Genomic DNA, 22,471 nt, shown 5'->3' with positions numbered 1-22,471 from the left:
CCTTGTCTTCTGGCGTATTGGCGTACACCAGTGTAGGGCCAGCAGCGTCGCAATGGCTGTTTTTGCTTGACTGGAATTTGGCTGAACTAGTTTGACTTTAGGTGGCTATTCTCGCCCGACGCTAACAACGTCTACTCACTCGAAATGAACGCTCTTTGGGATACGGCAATCTCGGGCAGCAAGACCGCCCTAGAAACTTGCTTGCGCTCGATAAGTTAGCGGAACGTTTCAGCTCGGTCGAAAATCGAAACCAGCCTTTCCCGTCTGCACCGTTGCCTGAAAAGCCAGAAGGCCCCGAAGCCTTGACTCACATACCTGAGTGCACGCCGATGTAGCTAAGCTCATCCTCGACGCCCATGAGCTCGCTCCAACGAGCAGAGAGCAGCTGGGCGTAAAGATCATGCTGCAGTCCATAGCAGCCGAGCGCATATCCGTCGTTCACTTCGACAAGAAGTGTTCGCCGGTCTGCTGTCACCCCAAAATCGATCCCATAGCCAGCAGGTGCATCCCGGTATTCCTTCACAGCGCTCTCGATAGTCGAAGGATCGAAATGGAGCCGCCAATCGCCCTTGTAAGGGCGCACATCTAATACCTCCCCATAACGCACGAAACAGCGCCACTCAGCCCCGAAATCTACGACTTCGCTGCAAATAACCGGAGGATTTTCGCCGCTTATGCCGCAACCAACAAGGTCAGATATGCCTTTGATGACTTTGCCCGTGAACTTTTTGTCTTCGACTGGCTTTACAAAAAGCGGCCATGATTTGATGTCGTTGTTCACTTGGTTGATGGTTGAACGCCACAATTCCCTTCCCAGGAACGGTGTTAGAGACTCTGGATAGTTGATCTGCGGAATTTGGACTCCGAATCTGCGCAACACGGCTTGACAGGAGCCGATCCCGCCAACTACGACATCTCCCCTCTCGACGCCCAAAAGCTCCGAGGGGTCAAAATATGGAATAGTTTCAAAGCCCATATCGGAGAATCCGAGCCACGCAGAATAAAAGTTTACATTGTATGGCACATGATCTTTGCAAGGAATAAATGCTCTCATGCTGAACTCCAGTAACGCATTTGCGGTCACCCACATTCTACCCATAGACACAGCATCGCATGTTCAGACGAACACTTAAACCGTTTTTGCGCCGCATTAGTCCGACCAGCCCATCTCCGCTGCCACTCTATAGACCTTACTCGCTGTCTTTACCTGTCATTCCTCTTCGAGACCATCAACCCCTTCAGCATGAGGGGGCGGGGGCGACTGCTCCCACATTCTCGGCAAGTTCATGGCACAATGCCTTTAAAGCGAAGCGGCTCACCCCTCCCCCGCCTCAAGCGGCGCCATGTCGAGGCGCAGGGTTTGCTCTATCACCTTCATGAGGACATCGTCTTCTATCCGGGGGTTCATCTTCACGAGGCCCACCAGGCCGAATATCACGACGCAGAACATCTCGTGCACCAGCTCGATCTCAATCCGGTGGTAAGCCGCGTACTCCTTCGCGATATGGTTCGCCAGGCAGTCCGCCGTCTCGCGCGTGGCGCGCACGTCAAAGGCGTCCCGCACGCCCAGCTCCTCCAGGACGGCTATCACCGGGCGCGGCCTTCCCGCCCTGTCGTAGAGGGAGTAGCGAAACGTCTGGATGCACTTCTTCAGCGACCCCGGCGTGTCGCCGAAGACCCGCGCCTCGTTCCACACGATCACGCTTTCCACCAAGTCTTCCACGTAGTCGTCGATGACCGCCTCAATCAGCCCGTTGCGGTTTGCGAAGTGGTAGTAGATAAGTTCACGGGTGACGTTCGCCTCCTTCGCGATGGCCGCAATGGAGGTTGCCCGCACCCCTCTCTGCTCGAAGAGCTTCCGTGCCGTGGCCACAATCGCGCCCGGCGTGTCGGTCAGGCGTCGCGATTCCTTCAGGTCTCGGCGCCTCTCCCGTACGCAGCCGGCCGCCTGCAGCGGCGTCATCTTCCCGTAGTCGCGCATCATCGTCATCCCCTGGAACGTCCCGTCTCTCCTCCGCGAAATGTCCTGCACAAATCATAGCCTTTTGTGAAGTATTGCGATACCGGCATTTGCTAGACTTTAAGCGAATCGGCCCGCACACGGGCGCATCGCAAGCCGCATTCCCGCTTCTGAAACGCGCGGGCACATGCCGACGAAAGGAGACTCCATGGGCATCCTCTACCAGGCAGCCGATCCGATTTACTGGGTCATTTGGCTGTTCGCCCTCTTCGCTTTGATGGCCTTCAACGAGCTGGGGCGCGTCAAACTGTGGTGCGGGCTCGCCCTGTTCGCGCTTGTGCCGATCGCGCTCACCCTGTTCGTGTGGCCCGAAACCGCCGCACCCGGCAACGAGTACGGCACGGGAACTTGGTTCAACTGGGTGAAGACCTACTCCGCGCTGGCGGGGTGCCTCGGGTTCATAGCCCTGCGCTTTGTGAAATGGCGCGGCAAGGACGGCAAGATCCACTACCTGTACGAGAAGCGCTGGGCGCTGTGCTTTCCGCCGCTCATCCTGGCGATCAACATCGCCGAGGCGGTCATCCGCGACTTCCAGGTGTTCGGCTTCGCGCTGTGGGAGGGCGGCGTCGTCGAGAACCTGTGGACGATATCGGGCCCGTGGAACATTATGAACGGCATCGCGGGCATTTTGAACATCCTCACGATCTGCGGCTGGTTCGGCATCTTCATTTCGAAGGACCCGTCGAAGGACATGATCTGGCCGGACATGATCTGGGCCTGGATCATCGCCTACGACCTTTGGAACTTCGCCTACACCTACAACTGCATCTCGGATCACTCAGCCTACTGCGGCCTGGCGCTGCTTCTGGCCTGCACCATCCCGACGTTCTTCATCAAGCGCGGTGCATGGCTGCAGCATCGGGCGCAGACACTGGCACTGTGGATCATGTTCGTGATGACAGTGCCCCAGTTCGCCGACGTGCTCGCCCCCATCCCGACCACGCACAACCCCATGGCGTTCTTCGCGGTGAGCCTGATCGCGCTGGCGTCGAATGTGGCGCTGGCGGCTTACCAGCTCTACCGCATCCGCAAACTGAAGCTGAACCCGCTGAAGGATCAGATCTACGCCGGCACGAAGGCCTACCAGCGCATCGTGGAGGAGAACAAGTAGGGGCATTCCACCCGATCCGGCATGCCTTGAATTCTTGCCCGAGCCGATAGCCGCAACTATCGGCTCGGGCTTTTTCTAACGACAGCTTAAAGTCGCTGCAGCCCCTGACAATCATCTAACGAAAGACTACCGAGATAAAGTATCGTTAGAGGATTGACAGCTGAGCTAACGGCGCATTTAGACCGTCAGGCACTTGGCAGGCGCCGCGCCCCGCGAATAAGGCGCTTCCCTCCACGGCGTCTACAACGGATCTCCCCCGCGCCGAAGAATGGCAAGATAATCTTCGTACAGATAGACCCGATATCGCTGCTTGTTAGCCTCAAGCTGTGCCAATATGCCCAGGTCGCAGAAAGACTTCACCAATTTCACCGCAGTTGTCCTTGAAATCTCGAGTTGCTCTGCCACGAAGTTCACATCGACAATCGGATTGCCCTCAATCAGCTCCAAAAGCCTTTGACCGTTGCCGGCCGACCGTCCCATTTCCTCGTTGATGAGGGATGCGTTTTTGTTCCTCAGGTTGACAAGCAACTCCATCGCCCTAACCGCATCCTCGGCGCTTGCCAGCAAGCAGTCGCAGAAGAATTCGACCCATTCTGTGTAGGCGCCGCACTCGCGCACCTTGGTTAGCATGGCGTAGTACTCGCTTCGCCGCAGCTTCAGCTGATAGGAAGGGTAGAAAACCGCACCGCTTAGGACGCCATCATTCATTAGCGAGAGCGTTATCAGGAGCCTTCCGATTCTTCCGTTGCCATCGAGAAACGGGTGGATGGTCTCAAACTGATAATGAACGAGCGCCGCTTTCACAATAGGGTCAATTCCATGCTCGTTGTTTACGAATGCCTCCATTTCCGAAAGGGCATCGGCCATATCGTCGACGTTTGGAGGAACGAACGATGCATCGCGCAGCGTGCAGCCAGCTGGACCTATCCAGTTTTGAGAGACTCTCATCTGCCCGGGATTCTTTTCCTGTCCGCGCGTCCCCTCAAGCAGCACTTCATGCGTCTCCTTAAGAAGACGCGCGCAAAGAGGAAGCGTCTGCATCCTTTTCACCGCATACTCCGTCGCCTTAACGTAGGCGACCACGTCAGACACATCTTTGCGAGTAAGTCCGACATTGGACGGGTCGAGAATATCGTCAAACGTGCACTGCGTTCCTTCAATTTGCGCCGACAGCAAGGCTTCTTTGCGAACGTACATCGCCAGATACATCGAAGCATTCGGAACAAATCTGAGCATACCTTCAAGCTCGCCAATCTTCCTCGAGCAAGCGCTGAGCAGCTTTACGGTGTCAGAGCTAAGCTCCAGGGCGGCCACTCTCGATAACGGCGTTGGCACGAATGAAGAGTACTCCAACTCTCCTGTAAGGTTTTTCCTGAGAAAGCCCTGCCCGTTGTTCTCTATTTTCATAGCGCATCCTAACGACACTTTAGAGCTATTAAAGTCTTATATAGTATTCTAACGACACTTTATCATGAAATTTCGTCGTTACAAAGCCTCAAACGAGCTAACGACACTTTTAAGTTGCACGGACGCAAACAATGAATCGGGCACCCAATGCGCGAAACACAAGCGGCGCAATGATTCGTCGCTGAGAAAGCCGATGGGCCTCAGACGGGTGATGCCATTCCCGCCCACGGCAACAGGGTCCATCGAGGGCTTCGAGGGTTTCTATCGCCAATGGCCTCCAGCGCTCAAGACCCACGAATGATCGTTGCCTCACCGGCCATCAGAATAGGCACCGCTCGATAACCTCTTTCCCGCGGAGCTGGTTCAGCCATTGCCGGGGAATGGAATCGTAGCCGTAGAGGGCGGCTGCCAGCGCGCCAGCGACGCAGGCGGTGGTGTCGGAGTCGCCGCCCAGGTTCACCGCCTCCGTCACGCATTCCTCGTAGCTGTCGGTGTTGCACGCGCACCAGAGCGCGGCGCCCAAGGTGTCCAGGACGTAGCCCGTCGAGCGGATCTCGTCGCGGGGCAGTCCCCGGATGCCCTCCAGGAAAGCGAAGCGCTCGTCACCGGGAATGTTGCGCCCGATGGCCTCTTCCAGCCCCTCCCCTTCCAGCACATCCCTCAGGGCGCGCACGAAGAAAACGCAGGACTCCGTGGATATCGGATGGGCGTGCGTGATGGCCGACACCGCCCTGACCTCATCGTCGGTCGCGTCCGTAAGGGCCAGCGGCGCGATGCGCATGAGCGACCCGTTGCCGTTAGAACGCTCGCCGTCGCAGCCGAATCCCTGGAGAAGCGCAGTAGCGGTGGCGTTGCCGACCCCGAAGGCGCGACCGTCGGCAGTGTACGCGCCCTCGTAGAGCCAAGCCCGGAAGCGGCTACGCATGTCGTCCACATCGACGCCGCCGCAAGCTCTGATACTGTCGCAAGTCGCAAGCATCAGCGACGTGTCGTCCGAGAACGTGCCCGCAGGCATCCCGTGCGCTCCCCCACCGACCATGCCCTCGCATGCGAAGGTGCCGCGCTCCATGCACTCATAAGGCACCCCAAGCGCATCGCCCACAGCAGCCCCGTACACGACGGCTCTGAGGGTTTTCGAGGCACGGCTCTCACGAGCTGGCGCCACCGGATGGTTGCACTCTCGAAGAATCATTTCGCGCTCCTTAGTAGAATGACTTTCCGGAACGTCCAAGACATCATCTCTCGTCCAAGATGTCAAATCAAGTAGCCCATCGATGCACAGCCGCGGAGCAACCACAACGAAGCCTCTCTGGAAGAGCGGCCCTGCCATGGCGCTTGCGAGACACAGCGACCGGCAGCGACCTCAACCCAAGCGGAGCAATGATTCGTCACGCAGAAAATCGATCAGCCTCACATGAGTGATGCCATTCCTGCTCGCGACAACAGGGTCCATCGAGACCACGTACTTGGGATAGCTATCGCCAATGGCCTCCAGCGCTCCGAACTCACGATCAATCGTTGACTCACTGGCCATCACGTAGGCGACCTGAACGTAGCAACGACGCCCGTCTCTTTCGACAACGAAGTCTATCTCGCTCTTGTGCAGCTTTCCCACATACACTTGCATACCGCGCGAGATCAGCTCGTTATAGACTACCGTCTCAACGACGCAGTTCCACTCATCTTTGACTCGGTTCTTCCGAAGATGGAACAATCCGAGATCGCACACATACTCTTTAGCCTCGAATCGCAGTTTCTTCTTTCCGCGGATATCGTAGCGCTCCGCTCTTCCCACAACGTAGGCCTCTTCGATGTAGCGAATGAGGTCGTAAACCGTTGGCGCGGACACCTTCCGAACCGAGTCGGTTAGCTCGGCGGCGATGTTGTTGCCCGACACCGTCGATGACGAGTTGGCAATCAGATAATCCAGCACGTTTTCAAGAGTCGTTGCGGAGGATACCTTGTTGCGCTGAATGATGTCTCGGAGCACGATGGAGTTGTACAGATTGTCGAGAACCACACGCCGCGACTCGGCCAGCTCCTGCCCGCACACCAAGGGAAAACCTCCCCATGTCAGGTACTCATCCAAAAGCATCGATTCATCCAAATGTCCTTCGGAAGCCTCCGAATGAAGTTGGGCCTCTTTGAAGCAGCAGAACTCTCGGAAGTTGAACGGCATCACATGAAACGACACCGTACGACCACCCAAGCGCGTTGCAAGCTCGCCCGATAGCAGCTTCGAGTTTGAACCCGTCAAAAAGATGCTGACGTTGTCGGTCGTATTGAACGAATTAACCACGAGCTCGAAATCGCGCACATTCTGAATCTCGTCAAAAAGCAGGTAGGTTTTACGCTCGTCGGAGAGCTTTGGCTTGATGTGACGGTAGAGTTTGTCGGGATCGGTGAGTTCGCGGTTGGCGTAGTCGTCGAAATCGACGAACACCAGCGTGTCCGGTTCCATAGAATCGAAATGCTCCGCACGGATTTCGTCCGCTATTTGCCTCAGCAAGACGGATTTGCCGCAACGCCTCACCCCGGTAATGACTTTAATCAACTCAGAGTCGTAGAACGGACGAATCCTCTCGAGATATTGCGTTCGCAGAATCACTCCGGGTTCCTTTCGATAGAATTAATTCAGCTTAATTCTATCATACCTATCTGGTATAGAATTAAGTACATTTAATTCTTTTATTGTCTATTTTGATTCGGAAGCGAGTGCTCGACCTTGGGAGGGATCTGCGGATACACCTTGCGACGAACCAAATCACCCCCTTCCAACTCCTTGAGGTTCTGGGAGAGCGTCTTGTCTGAGATCTTCCCGAGGTAGCGCTTCAGCTCGTTGAACCTAACCGGCTGGTACTCCATAAGGCAGTACAGGATCACCATCTTGTGCTTGCCGGAGATGAGAGAGCGTGTAGCTGTACCCCGTTCCTTCGAGCCGGGCATCGCCGATCGCACGGCCCGACTCTTCGTTGTCTTTGATGTGCGAAGCCGTCTCCAACCTCGAAGACGTCAAGGGCGAGGCTTACAAGCCACTTCCGACTACTGCGTTGGAGTAGCCCTGGAATAATATTCATACTAGCGCACCCTTTAATCGATAGCCTATAATGTGATTGTTGTTTTGGCATTGATGGAGTGCGCCCGCATGCAGGGGGTACGGAGCTGCCGCGCATGCTGCAGCTCTGAGTGGGAATGGAGGTGAGAATCCTCCGCTATACCAGTAACCGTAAACGCCGAAAAGCAGCATCTTGGGCGATGTAATCCTCCAGATTGCCATTTCGTCCTCGCCGGGCACGGTGGCTGCTTTGATGAGGCAAAGTCGGAACACCTCTCCATCGCACGATAGCCCTGGGAAAGAGGTGCCGATCATGTCCGGCTCTAAGTTCGTTTGCGCATTTTTGTCCCTTCTGCTCTGTTTCTCGTTCACGCCTACCTCTGTATTCGCACAAGATACGGTTGCGGAAACCTCTCCTAACCTTTCCGAATCAACTGGAGCACCAGCTTCACCAGATGAGGTGGCAGGCTCTGCTGAGGCCGATGAGCCTACGGAACCTCCCCTTCCTACCGCTCCAGAGCAGCCCATTTCGCCTGTGGACGGAGCGCTCGATGACTCTGGCGCCGATGAGAAGTCGTACGAATCGGTTGAAGCCGAAGATGAGCCCACAAGCGTCAGCGAGGCTCAAGAGCTCATTCAGCCTCAGAACGATCTTGCGGGCAGTGGCACGGAAGCTGACCCCTTTCTCGTCGGCTCCGTGGAAGACCTGGAGCTGCTACGCGGCATCATGAACGGCAACCCTGGCGTCCACGTGAAGATGACGTCTGACATCTCCGTTGGCGAGTGGGAGCCCTTCTATCCATCAAGCGGCTATATCACCGAAGCGTTCAGCGGCGTGTTCGATGGCTGCGGCCATAGCATCACGAACTTGAGCGTGAATCGTACTACTACGAACGTTGGCTTCTTCGGCGGTATCAACGGTGCCACCATCAAGAACCTTCATGTGAGCGGCACGGTGTCTTCCACCAAGGCCTATGTCGGCGGTATCGTAGGCAAAGTGCAGCAGGGCTCGCTCACCGGATGCAGCTTCTCAGGAAGCGTCTCGACAGGCGCCAAAGGAAGCACAGCCTACGCAGGCGGTCTGGTTGGCTACGCTGGCAACAGTGCCTCGCAGACCGCCTCGTTCTCGAACTGCTCCAACACCGGTTCCGTGTCAGGCGGCGTTGCGGGCGGCATCGTCGGGTACGCGAAGTACACCACTATCGAGAGCTCCTACAACACTGGTTCCGTGACTGGAACCAGTCGTGCAGGCGGCATCTGCGGCCAGCTGCAGAACAACGGAAGTATCGAGCGCTGCTACAGCACCGGCGCCATTTCGGGCTCAGACACCGCAAGCGACATCGTCGACTTCCTCTACGGCTCATCCACCATCAGAACATGCGGCTATGTCACGCGCATATCAGGCGCGGGCACGGGCACAGTCGAGAGAGAAAGCTGCGTGCAGTCGGACGACCCCGCCTACCTTCATAGCGTCATCATCGGCGGCACGGCACCCGGCCCCGTCGATCCCGATGATCCTGATCCCACGCCCGGCCCCAGTCCTGACGAGCCCAACCCCGACGTTCCGCCCGCAACCGACAAGACACTTGACGAGATAGCCGCATCACTCTCGACGCTCTACCCCGAGTTCGGCAAGGACGCCAACGTCGTCGATATGATCCATGCGAAGCACCCGAATATCACGGTCGCCCTGAAATCCATCGAGAAGACGAACGGCACCGACAACTGCTCCGCCATCGACCAAGAAGGCAACATCACCTACTTCTACGCAGACCCCGACGGCTTCCGCGCGCAATGGTTCGGCTCCTACCGCATCACTATCGACCTTTCCTTAGCCGGAGCCACCGTTCAGAAGACTGTTCCCGTCATCGTCTATTGGAACGCCCAGAAGGTCAAAGCCATGCTGGCGGCAGACGTTCTCTCGCAGGTCGACCTTGGCGACACCACCAACGTAAGCACCGACCTTTCACTTCCCAAGGTTGCAAGCGGAAAGCTTTGGGCGCAGATCACATGGACTTCCTCCGACCCATCCGTCATCTCCGTATCCAGCGAGAACCAGGGCACGGCCGACACGCTGTTCGCCCCGTACGTCGGCAAGGTGAAGTGCGGAGAAACGCCGAAGGACGTGACGCTAACCGCTAAGGTCGTCTTCCAGCGCACGGCAATGGGTGAACCCGAGATCGCAGTCGAGCAGACCTTCCCCGTGCATGTCGACTCGCTGGACGGCGCAAGGGCACAGCAGATCAAAAGCGAGCTTATGGCAAAGCTCGACGCCGGCTTTGCCAAGGCAGGCCTGCGCGATAGCGTCACCGGCGTACGACTTCAGCCCGATGCCGGCGGCATCTACACTGTCGAGAACGACATCCAGCTTCCCACGACGGCCGATTTCGGCGTGGACGGCAAGTACTACCCCGTTACGCTTGCAAGCAGCGACGGCACGCTATTGACCGTACCCGACGTGCGCAACAGCGCCCGAGTCTCCGTGCTTCGCCCCATGGGCACGGGCAGCCTCGCCCGCAGCGCGAACATGGAAGGCCTCGCGACGCTTTCCGTTTCCCTTTCCGACAAAGACACCGGCGTCAAGGCGACCAAGGATTTCACCATCCGCGTGAAGCCCATCGAGCTTTCCGACCTCGCTTCGGAATTCGATCTCATGGAGCAGGCAAAGCAGCATTACTTCGACGGCCTCAACGCAGGTGCGAACCCATCCGCAAACGAGGTCACCGTTAACCTATCTCCGTTTTTCGAGGTATACGCTGACGACAACGGGGAGCTCGTATGGGTCCGCGACAGCGCACAAGAGAAGAACACGGGCATCGTGCCCGTGGCGCAGGACGGCTGGGAAGAGCTGGAGCTGTGGCGTCTGTTCAAGTCCTCGAATGCGAAAGTGGTGTCGCACGAGAACCTGCTGGTGACCCGCCAGGCCGAGCCGAAGGCGGTCACCATCAAAAGTGTGCTTTCCCACAAGGTATACGGAAAGTACGGCAAGCTTTACGCGGAAGATCCCATAACCTACGCGCAGTACAAGGACCTCGCGGCTCTATACAATCAGGAAGTGAGCGCGGAGATACTCGTGCGCGGAACGAGCAACCCACTTATGGCGATGGCGCGTAGGGCACCGGTCGATGTGAACTTCGCTGTGACCGACGGATCGCGCGTTCTGTACTCAGGCAAATACAAGCAGTTGCCCGAAGGCACAACGGCATGGGATGTGTTCAAGCAGATGGTTCCTGCGGGCAACTACCAGCACAAAGGCAGCTATGTGAGCTCCATCACCGGACCGGACGGCACCGTGCTCGCAGAGAAGAGTCGCGGCCCGAATTCCGGCTGGCTGTATTCAGTGAACGGGACGACGCCTAGCGTGGGTTTGGCCGGTTACACGCTGGAGGACGGCGACAAGCTGGTACTGTTCTTCACCGATGACGGATCTGCTTACGGACATTGGGAGTGGCCTAGTGTTGATGGCTCGCCCTCCGAGGGCTCGCAGGGCTCCGGCACATCGAGCCCCGCCCCTGAGGGTCCGCAGGGCTCCGGCACATCGAGCCCCGCCCCTGAGGGTCCGCAGGGCCCCGGCACATCGAGCCCCGCCCCTGAGGGCTCGCAGGGCTCCGGCACATCGAGCCCTGAACAGCCTGGGTACGAGCCCGATACCCCGGACGCTTTCGAGCTTGTCAATTGGGTGAAGGCTCCTGGAGTGAAAGAGGGTGACCAAGTGCTCATCACCTCTTCTGATGGAACCTCCCGAATCACACAGCCACTCGTCGTGTTTGAAGACGCTTATGTTCCTTTAGCATCTGGCGAGTCATACGAAATCGTGGAAGCGGATTTGGAAACAGCAGAAGCAGAGTGGTGGCATTCCTACTTGGTTGTTTTGATCATTGCCATTATCGGGATCGGGACTACCGCTGTGGTTAGGCTCTGGAAGAAGGGCAAGCGAAGCTAGCGGCGGCAGAAAGACGGGAGAACTGCAAGGCTCCGCAGAGAAGTGCGCCTGCGGCTAACTTCGGGCTTCTTCCCCATAGGCTGAAAGGTCGTCGGCAATGGCCTCTTCCAGCATCGCAGCGAAGCGTTCGGCGCACTTTTCCACATGATCGCCCATGCCCTCTGCAGCATAACGCGGGCTCCATTCCGCGATCTTCTCGGGATGATCGAGCCACCAGTCAATGAGCTCGGCAAGGCGCTCGTCGTCACCAGCTTCGAATAGGCTCTCCCCACAGAGAGCGAACTGAGAGGGCACGCTCATCTCGGCCTCGGCGATGATCGGGACGCAGCCGCAGGCGAGAGCCTCCAATACGCTCATGGCCTCGATGTCTGCAATCGACGCATGGATGTACAAAGGACACGCTCGCTCCAGGGCTATCAGGTCATCGATGGACCGATACTCGAAGATAGGAGGATGGGGCAGGCGGCTCCCTTCGTGCTCAAGCTTGTGCTTAAGCGGGCCCTTACCGCAGATATGCAGCCGGATCTGATCCCTATGGAAGCAACGTTCGATGGCGCGGATGATGGTTGCCTGGTCCTTCTCGTGAGAGAGACGACCGACGGTGACGATATGGACAAGGCCATCATTGAAGCTCTCGCCCTCTCCTGGGCAGAACGCCTTGGGCACGCCATTGGATATGACATGGAGTTGACTCCGGTAGCCATGCTTGCGCAGCTGGTTGGCGATCATCTGGCTCGGACAATGGATATGGCGGATGTCGCCGTAGAGCCAGTCGCGAAACAGCCTGTAGATGGCATCGCAAACCAAGGGCGCTGCCCCCAGGTTCGCGTTGTAGGTGACGTTCTCCGGCTGCAAGTGAAATGCCGCCGTCACCGGCACACCGTGGGCTCGCCCCCAATCGCGAGCCGCCTGGCCTAAGGCGAAGGGGAGGAAGATATGGATGACGTCAACATCGGCGAATGCTTCATCGAAGACCGCCTCGTCAGGCAGCGCGAAGTGGAAATCGAGCCCCTCGGCAACCGGAGTCACGACGGGGATGTGATGCTCGGGCACATCGAAGCTATCGGGGTCATCCGCGCCAAAGGCCACGCAGATGACCTCATGGCCTTGCTCGCGCAGGGCATCCGCATAGCGCAACGCCGTAGAGGATGTGCCATTGGAGCGGACGGGCATATCGTCCATCACGAGCGCGATGCGCATGTCTGCTCCTTCGTCGAATCATATTCTTCAAGTCTCATTGTGACAGGATAGCCGGCAGAGCGCGAGATATATAATAAGCGGCGCGCACAAGCGCGAGAAGGTCGAGCCGAATTCCCCAAGATTCCCCTCTCCCGTTTGCACCGTTCCTCTTGTTTTTCACAAGCCTAAAGCTTCATAAGGGAACGCTGATGCTTCCGTCCCAGATTCCTATGCAGCTCGCAGCATAGCGGACTGTTCCGGAAATCGTCCGCCTCCCTTACTACGCGGGCACATTGTCCACGTAAGCCTGAAATGGGATTTATTCGCCGCAAACAGCTATTGGGCGATCTCTTCGATGAGACTGTTCGGTCTCTTTAGCATCAGATTGACACCTCCCTATCGAGTTTCTCCGCCTCGTCTTTCCCCAATAGGCCCTGCCGCCGCGCTTCCCAAACGGCCTCCTGAAGCCTATCGGGCATGATCTTGCCCACGCACGAGCTGATGGCCGCCACGACCGTCTGTGAGGGTATGCCCTCGTACTCGGTAACGTCCTTGGCGCCCTTTCGCTGCACTACCTTCATTCCCTCGGGTAGCTTTCTGCGGATGCGCCTCGGCGTGCCGATGTACATCTTGGCGGGATTAGTGGGGCAAAGCGCGAACATGGCGAGGACAGATTCGCCGTAGAGGTACGCACCGGGACCCGCCAGAGCAACGCTCTCGGCGTAAGGATCAAGATTGCCGGGAACGTGGTGCTTAATGCGGTAGACGCCGCGCCCAATACGGGTCAGCCTTCCATCGGAGGTAAAACGGGACAGCTCCTTATCGGAGACCCCCATCCTTGCCGCTTCATCCCGGGTCACAATCCCGTAGTTATCGGCTGCTACTTCGTATATTTCCTCGTATTTGCTCATGCCAAAACCTTACCATATTTGGGAAGGTTTTGGCATGAGCAATAATAGGGATTTGGTTTCAAATAACGCTTTAAGTCCGACGATCGCGCATGAAGTCCATTGCAGAGCCATAGTCCTTCACGATGGCAGGAATGCCATTGATATCTCGCACGGTATAGCCAAATGCATCCTTCGCAATTCAACTACAGAAAACACCTGTAGCGCTGAAAGGCGTTCTGCGCAGAAGCAGAAACGACGACGCGTTCATCGCCAGGGCCGACGCGCACTCCAAACAGACCATGGTGCAGTTGTATGGCAATCACCGCAACTGATGGTAGAGGCATTCGGGTTAAATGCAAGAAGATAGTCAAGCGGAACATCCAAGACATCGGCGACTGCCTTCATGCGCTCACGCTGCTTTTCACTCGCGCTCTTGACCCTTTCAACGAATTGCATATCGGTCACAAGTTGAATGGGAACATGCGCTGCATTTGCAAGCTCTTTGTTCGTATGAACAGTCTTGCCGTGATCCACAGCAAACGAAAGGTTTGTCATCGGTTTGCGTATGAGAACATTCGACCCGCAGATCGGGCAGTCCGCCAAAGGTTCGTCTGGATCATGATCACTTGAGGGCACAGGCGCTAGGCGCGTAAGCCCAGCTGGAGCCGTATTGCTCGAACACCTGCACGCAGCTGCCTGATCACGATTGAAGGCTAGCGCCTTTAATCGATCGGTCGAAATATGGTAATCATGGAGCATTTTTTGGACATCCGGGCTATCCCAATCAGAACCGCACTGATCATGAAACCAAAGAATTCGCTTCAGTGAGCTAAAGTCTGACAAACCTAGCAACAAGAGGAACAATCCGAGATGGTCAACCATGTACTTATTTAGTTCCATCATATCCGTGTCGTCAAGCTTGCCTTCTGCGTGCATATCTTCGACCGGACCATTCCTGAAGCATAAGTGAGCTAAGCTTATCGCCAAATCTCGCACATAGCCATCACCACTAATTTCTTTCAGCAGACAGTCGATAGAGAGGTCATCGATTTGCGTCCCAGCCACATCGCTCCAGCCACCTTCTGGCTGGCTGTTAGCGTCATCACGAGACGACGACGCTTTCCGATCTATGACATCTATAAAAGTGCTCTGAAAGCGCACTTCGGGAGAAGCGGCTAAAGCGTGTTCGAGCTTCTCCCGAGCGACCCTGTTCAGTTTTATCTCATCAAGTACATGGTGGTCAAAATCGCGCATGGTCGCCAAACATTCTTCGCTGTACTGGTTTGCCTTCCACAGCTCTATCGAATGAGTTCCCTCCTTTAAAGGGAAGAGTCTGCTCATGTCCCCGTCTTGATCGGTGCAGTAGAACACTCCACCAGTGAACCCTCTCTCAGGCTGCCCCTCTGTAGAAGCAACCATCCACTCAGATCCGAGCTTCTTAACATTTCGAATCTTCCCCCGGCGAATCCATTGTCGCACGGTCGCAGCCTTCACTCCCTGCATCTCAGCAAATTGGTCTATAGGAATATACGGCGCGCTCACTACTATGATTTCGGGTGTAACTTCGGAAGAACTCTTTAGAATCTCGCCATTATCATCAACGACTATGTCTTTGAACGCATTAATGCTGAGCTCGATTTCCGTATCTGTAATCTCAACCTCATAAGCACAGAAATCCTGGTCGAGATCAGCGAGAGGAGTTCTTGCAACCTTCTTTCTGAAGTCTTTCATGACGTCTACAAGGGGTTTCGAACGACCTTTACGCACTATTTCAATATCATCATGCTGCTCAATCCTGTCGATATATTCATCGATGGCTCCCAGAAGCTCATCCTTTGTCCTGATAGCCCACAGATTGAACAACCGAAGCTCTCTATCGTTCATACCACACCTCACATTTTGTATCTTATCGATACACTAATTGTACCGTATAAATACATATTGTAGTGCGAAAAGCCCTGTGCCGGCGAAAAAAGATGCACTTCGCAATAAGGCTGAGTATCACTTCCTCGACGTGGATGTTCGGATGCCGCACGCCCAAGAGAAAACCCTATCCCGCAGGCTGTCTAAACATCCTCTACAATGAATTATAGGCGCTCACAAACCATCTTATTCGGTTCTGCAAGCCACCGAATAACCCAGTCCGGGCTGCGAGAAAGTCAAGGTGCAGCCCTGAGTCAAGGATGAACACCTACGGCCCTCGGGCACCATCATAGCTCGGCGAATCTCTCCATACGCTCGGTCTCCGCCTCGGACAGGCGGCGCAGCATGGCGGCCAGACCATCGTAGTCGCTGCGCGCCAGCAAGTCCATGTAGGCAGCGCGCTCTTCCACGAGAATCACTACTGGGGCGAGGCCGGCGCGCATGAGACCGCGATTTACGAGGATGCGACCTGTCCGACCGTTGCCATCTTCGAAGGGATGAACTCTCTCGAAGCGGACATGGAAGCGAGCCTCGCGCAGGAAGGGGTCCCCTCCCTCGTCGTGGTTGTACTCGTACACGAGCTGCATCATGAGCTGGTTCACTTGATTGGCGGCCGGCGGCAGGTGCTCCGCCCCGCGGATGATCACCTGGCCGTGACGATAGTCGTCGATGCCGCTTATGTTGCGGTTGAATCCCGCGCTATAGCCTTGACAAGCCGCTCCGAAAGAGGGTCGTCCATGTTTTCCGATGCCGTGGCCAGGGCGTACTTGTGGTTGATCGCCTCGTACAGCTCGCGAGCCGTGGCCGTCACCTTCATGGTGTTGTCGTTCCAGAGGATGGCATAGGTCTCGGCAAAGGACAGCGTGCTGCCCTCGATGGCGTTCGAGTGGTATGTGCTGCGTGTCACGTAGTCTTCGAAATAAGCCTGGTGATCGCGCGTGAATTGCAGGGCATCCACGGGGCGCTCCTCATAATGAAGCGGGTGCCCTCGTTACGGAGAGCACCCGCTAGGGTGATCAAGCGTCAAAGGAAAGAGGAGAACCCCTACTCCCACTCAATCGTAGTTTTTGCCGTCAGGCGTACAATACGTATCAAATCATGTTATGTCGTCCAACCTGCATCATGACGTCCACCTAGTTAAGCAAATCAACAGTATCGTTTTGTACTCACCTTAAATCCCGTTTTACACACCTCGGAAAGGGAATAAATACGGCGTTACAATAAAGCACCTGTGAACAGGTGCTTTCTCTTATTTCGAAAATGCTGAGTACAAAAATGCCGAGATCCCGATCGTTTACTCCGCGAATTTATTACCAGGAATAACTCAGGAATAAATTCAGCATAGGAGTGTAAAGGCCTGAACAGGCAGAACGTGAAACGCTGAGTACAAAGTGAGTTCCAAGTGAGTACAGGGTCTTTATGAGCCGGTTCGCAGAGCAAAATCGCCCCAAACCGCTTGGCAGCATGCATCGGCTGCCCATTTGCCGCCCAGATCCAGCATGCGGCGAAGAAGGGGCCCGCCAACTTACCTCTGCTCAACCGATAAAGGCTCGACCTCGTTGATGGGGACATGCTTGTGAAGCGTGCCGTCATCGGCTCTCACATCGCAGCTGGGGCAAATACCGAAACAAACGCCGCCACCCCTAGGGTCGACGACGAATACGGTACCGGAGATGAGGTTTCCGTCGAATTCGAATCGAACCCTGTCGCCCGCTTCTGGCAGGACCCTGGGTGACTCCATGGTAATTCTCCTATCTCAAGTACTCGTTTGCGAAGACGCGCGCTCCGGGTGGAGCTGCGGCGGTAATGCCACGAGAGGCTCGGTTCCCCCGTGAGCTAGCTCTTGGGAAACTCCAGTCCCTTCAGCGTCTTCAGGAACACTTTGCTGAGCCTTCGCCTGCTCTCGAAGAAGATGAGCTCGGACTTGCTCATGCCCGCGCCATTTTCAGATTTCTCCCTCATGAGCTCCAGCGTGCAGACCATGTCCGCCGCCTGGCTCAGCCTGTATTCGGAGGGAGCTATCTTGCGGACATCCACATTCGTCAGATACGCGCAAAGCACGGTGTTGATGAGGTCCGTGACAAGAGCCTGACCGTTGTCGTAGTACACGATGACCGACTCGAATCCCTGGAAGAAAGCGAGGTTGTCCCTCAGGAAAGAGCCCAGCTCGTTTGCGAGCCGCCCCCTCAGCGCGAACCGGTCGGCGCATTCCCTCTTCCTGACGGAAAACGTCTTGTAGCTGATAGGGCTAAGCCTCATGAACGAGAACATCTTGAAGAAGACCTTGCGGCGCTTTTCGAGATCGACGTCCTTCCATTCGTCCTCTTTGCGGACTATGGGACCGGAGTGGACTGCTTCTTCAGGATGCGCATCCAGAAGATCGAGCTCGTAGCAAAGCTTTTGTTCCTGCTGTTCGATGCTCGATGCTTGGTCATGGAGTATCATCGTGATCAGATAGAACTCGGAGTTCGACCCTACGTCTCCAGATTCGTCGATGAATATCCCAAGGTCAGACAAGGTATTGCTCCTAGATATAGAAATGGCGGGGAATATCCCCGCCGCAGGGTGGACCAAGATCTATTCGACCAGTCCGTTGCTGAATATTATAAGGCCTGCGAGCTCCTGCGACAACAGGCAATTCCGCCCTACACGAAATCGTGACCTCTCGTGGCTATACGCAGGCGTAGACCATGTCCCAGGTGATGGTCTTTCGAATCGCCCCGCATGCTCGGCGATAATCTCCGGCACCAACAGCAGCCTCATATGCAATCTTCACGGTAAGCTCGTCTATACCGACAGCCTCGGCGATCCAGAGGAGCGAGGCAGCGTTCATCAGGCTGTTGCAGCATCGTCTCGCGCTGGAGTTCGGAGTCTGCCTGCTGTACGAACCGCTTCCCTTGGTCTCGTTCGCGCGAAACCATTCGACCATGTGCTCGCGCTCGGTCCTTCCCGTCTTGGTGGACGAGTCGTGAACCTCGCTTATGTACCTGTCTGAATATGGGTAGTGATCCTCTTTGGTTCTGAGAATGTCCGAGAATCTCCTGCATCTGATGTCGGCCAAGCTGTTTCCCTCGTTTATGGTTCCTTCACATGTAATTATAACGGCAGGCACGGAGAGCCACTTTTGCACACCCTATGGCCTATCGCCTCTTTCCGAAGATCGCATCTATGATGCCGTAGACGATCGAAGACCCGAGCCATAGAGGAACAATCAGTATCGAGGCGACGAACAGACCGTAGAGTAGCGGGTGCAAGACAGCTCCTCCAACCAATCCGGCTATTGCCAACCCGATGACAAGTATCGCTATTATCCAGCCCATCAAAAGACCCTCCTGAACCACTGTGACAAATTGTCACAGTGGCCCTGAGCAGGCGACACTTCGAGAAAACTAGAACAGGCAGGCATCTATGGCCTCCTTGCCGCGAAGCTAGTGAAGCCAAATAGTGCCTCTGACCTGGTAATACTCACTCCCACTCGATAGTTTTAGGGGCGGATAATTGTTCGAGCAGAGTCATTTCGTATCACCTCATCATAGGATGTCCGACTAGTGTCGAGCATTCCTAGTACCAATTTGAACTCACTTATTTCGCAATCTCTAGTCTTAGCATGAGGGAGTAAATAAGAAAACTAGAAAACACTTTGTCTGACCAGCCGAAACTCTCTGCACATGTTTATGTTGAGTTCAACTACCCATTATACAGGACTCACATTTATACCCAGGAATAACGCAGGAATAAAAACAGACTATGGGTGTAAAGTCCTGAACTGCGCAAACGAAAAACCATGAGTTCAAAGTGAGTTCACGATGAGTTCAGTGTCTCCGAAGGCCAAATCACTGTAAAACATCACATCCAAGCCATTAGCCGCCATGCGAGAGCCATTGTTCTGCGGAGACTAGACTGACTTAGGTCAAGGCAGAGATAGCAGAGCATAAGAAAGGCCGAGGGATGCCCTCGGCCATTCAGCAGAAGAAAAGCCTCCAGCAGCTTCCATGAACTAGACTAGTCGCGAATTAGAGTGCCTATTCCGTTCGAAAACGCTGTAGGCACTCAACGCCCTTGTTGATTGCGTTCTCGCTGATCGAGTAGTGCATCCAGCGCCCTTGCTTCCTAGCGCTGATCAGACCGGCATCCTTCAATATCTTCATGTGATGAGACAAGGTGGGCTGGGTGATGTCGAGCTCGTCGAGAATACGACAGGCGCAGAGATCCTCTCCTTGGGATACAAGTTTTAGGATACGCAAGCGATTCTCGTCTCCGAGAGCCTTGAATAGCAGCGCTGTCTTCTCTGTCTCCATGATTCCAAACCTTAGAAATTGATGCTTATCTATATATTCAATCAGGATGTTACGGCTGTCAAGCGCAGAACGCACCCCGTCAGATAGCGGCTTCCGCCTACAGGAGCTCCTCGATCTCCGATTGCGCGAGCACCTTGCCCTGCGAGACGACCTTGCCGTTCACGAGAAGCGCAGGCGTAGCCATGATGCCCGCCTCGGCTATCGCTACCGGGTCGGTGACGTACTCCACGCTCACCGCGCCGCCCGCCTTCGATGCGGCGGCCTGCGCGTTATCGTTGAGCTGGTGGCAGCGCTTGCATCCCGGCCCCAGCACGGTCAGCACGACTGCATCCGCCCCAGATGAATCGCACTCGCATGCCGCAGGTGCCTCCTCGCCCTCGGGTACCTCCACGATCTCCATGTCGCAGCAGCAGCTATCTTTCTTGTCCTCTTTGCCGAACACCTTTCCGAACAGTCCCATCTTCCTATCCTTTCTCTAATGGGCCTTCATTGCTATATGCTTCTCATGCCGCTAGGGCATGACGAGTGTGAACGCGAAGCCTGTGCCTATGGCCACCAGCAGGATGCACAGCACGAACGTCACCACCATGGGCTTCTTGAATATGCTGTTCAAAAGCGACACCTCGGGGATGGAACAGCCCGCGCCGCCCAGGATGAGCGCGATGACGACGCCCGCTGACACGCCCTTCTCCATGAGGATCCCCGCGATGGGGATCATCGTCTCCACGCGGATGTACATGGGGATGCCGATCACGGCGGCAAGCGGGATGGCCCAGAGGTTGTCCGCCCCGGCAAGCCCTTCCAGAAGCTCGGTGGGAACAAATCCGTAGATGAAGGCTCCGATGCCCGCGCCGAGGAGCAGCCACCCGACGACCCCCTTGAACAGCCCTATGGCGTCCTTGAAGGCGTACTTGCATGCCTGAGCCTGCTTCTGCCAGAACGTCCCCTTCAGGTTCTCCCAGGTGACCTCGTCGCCTCCACAGCACCCGCCCTTGACGACGACGTTCTTGATGTAGCGGGAGAACCCGAGAGCGTCGAGCAGAAGCCCCACGCACACCGCGAACGTGAAGGTGATGACGGTGTAAACCAGCGTGGGAACGGGCCCGAAGAACACGAGCAAAAGCGCGATGATGGCCGGGTTGAGGATGGGCGATGTCATCAAAAACGATATGGCTCCCGAGAACGGAGCGCCGCTCTTGAAGAGCCCCACCAGCACGGGGATGGTGGAGCATGAGCAGAACGGCGTCACCGCCCCGAGCGCCGCGCCGAGCACGGCGTTGGTGACCTTGTGGGGACGAGAGAGGATGCGCTTGATGCGGTCCTTCGACACCCACACTTGCAACAGGGCCACGAAGAAGCTTATGGCGATGAAGAGCAGGAAGAGCTCCCCGAACAGGTAGGCGAACGTGCCCAGAACGTTGAGCAGGTTCTCCACGGTGAATAAGTTGTCGAACATCTATGCCTCCTTGGGTTCGCATGCCGATGGGAAGGGGTATGGCCCAAAGCCCATCGGCCGCAATCAATCGAATCAGCTATACGGTCGTCAATTGAAACCCGGGAGGCCTACACCGACCTGCATCTATGTCTTCTCTTGCACCTGCACATAAGAGCTCCTAAACGAACAATGGCTGCAGCCAGTTGAACACGTACCCGCTTATGATCATGCCGATAAGGCAGATGCCGACGAACGTGGCGAGCAGCTTCGGCTTCACCACGCGCGAGAGCATGGTGAGCGAGGGGATCGAGAGCACGGTGACGCTCATCATGAACGCGAGGATGGTGCCGAGTCCCACGCCCTTGCCGAAGAGCGCCTCGGCGATCGGGATGGTGCCGAAGATGTCGGCGTAGATGGGAGCGCCGATGAGCGTCGCGAGCACGACGGCAAACGGGTTGCCGTCGCCCAAGACCGCCTCGACGATGTCCTGCGGGATCCAGTTGTGGATGAGCGCGCCGATGGCGACGCCCAGGAGGATGAAGGGGAACACCTTCTTGAAAGTCTCCGCCGTCTGCCCGAGTGCGTAGGTCGCGCGCTCCTGCTTCGTCATCGTCTCGGCTTGCACGGCGTCCACCGCCTCGCCGCGCACGAAGTCGGCCACCTGGTCATCCATGTGGAGGTGCTGAATGACGGTACCCCCCGCCACTGCGATCACGAGTCCCACCACCGTGTAGATGAGGGCCACGTGCGGGCCGAAGATGCTCATGATGAGGATGATGGAGGCGATGTCCACCATGGGAGACGAGATGAGGAAGGAGAACGTCACCCCGAGCGGGAGCCCCGCGCGCGTGAACGCGATGAACAGCGGGATAGAAGAGCAGGCGCAGAACGGCGTCACCGTGCCAAGCAAAGCACCTACGATGTTGCCGCCGATGCCCTTGAACCGCCCCAGGATGCGCTTGCTGCGCTCGGGCGGGAAGTAGCTCTGAATGTAGCTGATGATGAAGATCATCACGCAGAGCAGAATGACTATCTTGACGGTGTCGTAGATGAGGAAATGTATCGTGCCTCCCCATTGGGAGTTGACGTCCAAACCGAATGCGCCCACGAGCATGGTCACAAGATCCGAAAGCCACTGCATCTTGAGCACCTGATCCATAAGGTACGAGCCGACCACTTCCATTATAAATCCTTTACATCGATAACCGTC

At 56.2% G+C, this 22,471-nt stretch carries 19 protein-coding genes and 1 riboswitch; of the genes, 2 read left to right on the top strand and 17 right to left on the bottom strand.

Annotated features, from left to right (window positions below; all coding sequences use genetic code 11):
• Positions 1-307 precede the first annotated feature (307 nt).
• Complete coding sequence (locus tag NE591_RS01870; RefSeq protein WP_256156256.1) at positions 308-1,084, bottom strand: ATP-grasp domain-containing protein; 777 nt, start codon at positions 1,082-1,084, stop codon at positions 308-310.
• 231 nt (positions 1,085-1,315) lie between these two features.
• Positions 1,316-2,032: a TetR/AcrR family transcriptional regulator gene (locus NE591_RS01865; protein WP_231699580.1), complete on the bottom strand. Its 717-nt coding sequence runs from the start codon at positions 2,030-2,032 to the stop codon at positions 1,316-1,318.
• 136 nt (positions 2,033-2,168) lie between these two features.
• Between NE591_RS01865 and NE591_RS01860 the strand changes: the two genes are divergently transcribed.
• Positions 2,169-3,131 carry a DUF5692 family protein gene (locus tag NE591_RS01860; RefSeq protein ID WP_173111947.1) on the top strand — a complete coding sequence of 321 codons (963 nt, stop codon included), beginning with the start codon at positions 2,169-2,171 and terminating at the stop codon, positions 3,129-3,131.
• 240 nt (positions 3,132-3,371) lie between these two features.
• Here NE591_RS01860 and NE591_RS01855 read toward each other — a convergent pair whose 3' ends face one another.
• The 4 genes from NE591_RS01855 to NE591_RS01840 all read right to left on the bottom strand — a co-directional run bounded on the left by NE591_RS01855 (position 3,372) and on the right by NE591_RS01840 (position 7,496).
• Positions 3,372-4,538 (bottom strand): Fic family protein, encoded by a 1,167-nt coding sequence (locus NE591_RS01855; RefSeq protein WP_114539404.1) that lies wholly within the window; start codon positions 4,536-4,538, stop codon positions 3,372-3,374.
• Between the two features lie 319 nt (positions 4,539-4,857).
• Complete coding sequence (locus NE591_RS01850; RefSeq protein ID WP_173111944.1) at positions 4,858-5,730, bottom strand: ADP-ribosylglycohydrolase family protein; 873 nt, start codon at positions 5,728-5,730, stop codon at positions 4,858-4,860.
• Between the two features lie 171 nt (positions 5,731-5,901).
• Positions 5,902-7,146 (bottom strand): ATP-binding protein, encoded by a 1,245-nt coding sequence (locus tag NE591_RS01845; RefSeq protein ID WP_114539406.1) that lies wholly within the window; start codon positions 7,144-7,146, stop codon positions 5,902-5,904.
• An 80-nt stretch (positions 7,147-7,226) separates the two neighbouring features.
• A complete protein-coding gene (locus tag NE591_RS01840) occupies positions 7,227-7,496 on the bottom strand; it encodes a helix-turn-helix domain-containing protein (protein WP_227070635.1) in 270 nt (89 codons plus the stop codon).
• A gap of 183 nt (positions 7,497-7,679) precedes the next feature.
• Positions 7,680-7,889: riboswitch (cobalamin riboswitch) on the top strand.
• Positions 7,890-8,128: 239 nt separating this feature from the next.
• On the opposite strand from NE591_RS01840, the gene NE591_RS01835 reads away from it, so the two are divergent.
• Positions 8,129-11,536: a GLUG motif-containing protein gene (locus tag NE591_RS01835; RefSeq protein ID WP_256156255.1), complete on the top strand. Its 3,408-nt coding sequence runs from the start codon at positions 8,129-8,131 to the stop codon at positions 11,534-11,536.
• Positions 11,537-11,590: 54 nt separating this feature from the next.
• Here NE591_RS01835 and NE591_RS01830 read toward each other — a convergent pair whose 3' ends face one another.
• From NE591_RS01830 to NE591_RS01780, 11 genes are all read right to left on the bottom strand, one after another.
• Entirely contained in the window at positions 11,591-12,736 is a 1,146-nt protein-coding gene (locus NE591_RS01830) for a glycosyltransferase (RefSeq protein ID WP_114539408.1), read from the bottom strand.
• A 359-nt stretch (positions 12,737-13,095) separates the two neighbouring features.
• Entirely contained in the window at positions 13,096-13,626 is a 531-nt protein-coding gene (locus NE591_RS01825) for a type IV toxin-antitoxin system AbiEi family antitoxin domain-containing protein (protein WP_173111939.1), read from the bottom strand.
• Positions 13,627-13,869: 243 nt separating this feature from the next.
• Positions 13,870-15,489 (bottom strand): helix-turn-helix domain-containing protein, encoded by a 1,620-nt coding sequence (locus NE591_RS01820; protein ID WP_114539410.1) that lies wholly within the window; start codon positions 15,487-15,489, stop codon positions 13,870-13,872.
• A gap of 326 nt (positions 15,490-15,815) precedes the next feature.
• The gene (locus tag NE591_RS01815) at positions 15,816-16,175 is read right to left on the bottom strand and encodes a Fic family protein (protein WP_231699578.1); all 360 of its coding nucleotides are present in this window, start codon (positions 16,173-16,175) and stop codon (positions 15,816-15,818) included.
• A 29-nt stretch (positions 16,176-16,204) separates the two neighbouring features.
• Complete coding sequence (locus NE591_RS01810) at positions 16,205-16,486, bottom strand: hypothetical protein (RefSeq protein ID WP_231699577.1); 282 nt, start codon at positions 16,484-16,486, stop codon at positions 16,205-16,207.
• An 878-nt stretch (positions 16,487-17,364) separates the two neighbouring features.
• Positions 17,365-18,045 (bottom strand): DUF3800 domain-containing protein, encoded by a 681-nt coding sequence (locus NE591_RS01805; protein WP_114549297.1) that lies wholly within the window; start codon positions 18,043-18,045, stop codon positions 17,365-17,367.
• Between the two features lie 154 nt (positions 18,046-18,199).
• A complete protein-coding gene (locus tag NE591_RS01800) occupies positions 18,200-18,589 on the bottom strand; it encodes a hypothetical protein (protein WP_147270670.1) in 390 nt (129 codons plus the stop codon).
• A gap of 961 nt (positions 18,590-19,550) precedes the next feature.
• Positions 19,551-19,826, bottom strand: a complete 276-nt coding sequence (locus NE591_RS01795) for a helix-turn-helix transcriptional regulator (protein ID WP_114539525.1) — start codon at positions 19,824-19,826, stop codon at positions 19,551-19,553.
• A gap of 97 nt (positions 19,827-19,923) precedes the next feature.
• Positions 19,924-20,286 (bottom strand): thioredoxin family protein, encoded by a 363-nt coding sequence (locus NE591_RS01790; protein WP_197745987.1) that lies wholly within the window; start codon positions 20,284-20,286, stop codon positions 19,924-19,926.
• 51 nt (positions 20,287-20,337) lie between these two features.
• Positions 20,338-21,282, bottom strand: a complete 945-nt coding sequence (locus NE591_RS01785) for a permease (RefSeq protein ID WP_157012438.1) — start codon at positions 21,280-21,282, stop codon at positions 20,338-20,340.
• A 157-nt stretch (positions 21,283-21,439) separates the two neighbouring features.
• The gene (locus NE591_RS01780) at positions 21,440-22,444 is read right to left on the bottom strand and encodes a permease (RefSeq protein ID WP_114539416.1); all 1,005 of its coding nucleotides are present in this window, start codon (positions 22,442-22,444) and stop codon (positions 21,440-21,442) included.
• Between the last annotated feature and the right edge of the window lie 27 nt (positions 22,445-22,471).

The organism is Adlercreutzia sp. DFI.6.23, assembly GCF_024462535.1.
GTDB classification, from domain to species: Bacteria; Actinomycetota; Coriobacteriia; order Coriobacteriales; family Eggerthellaceae; genus Adlercreutzia; species Adlercreutzia rubneri.
Note: the sequence above shows the minus strand (reverse complement) of the source record. Positions and strands in the feature narration are given on the sequence as shown.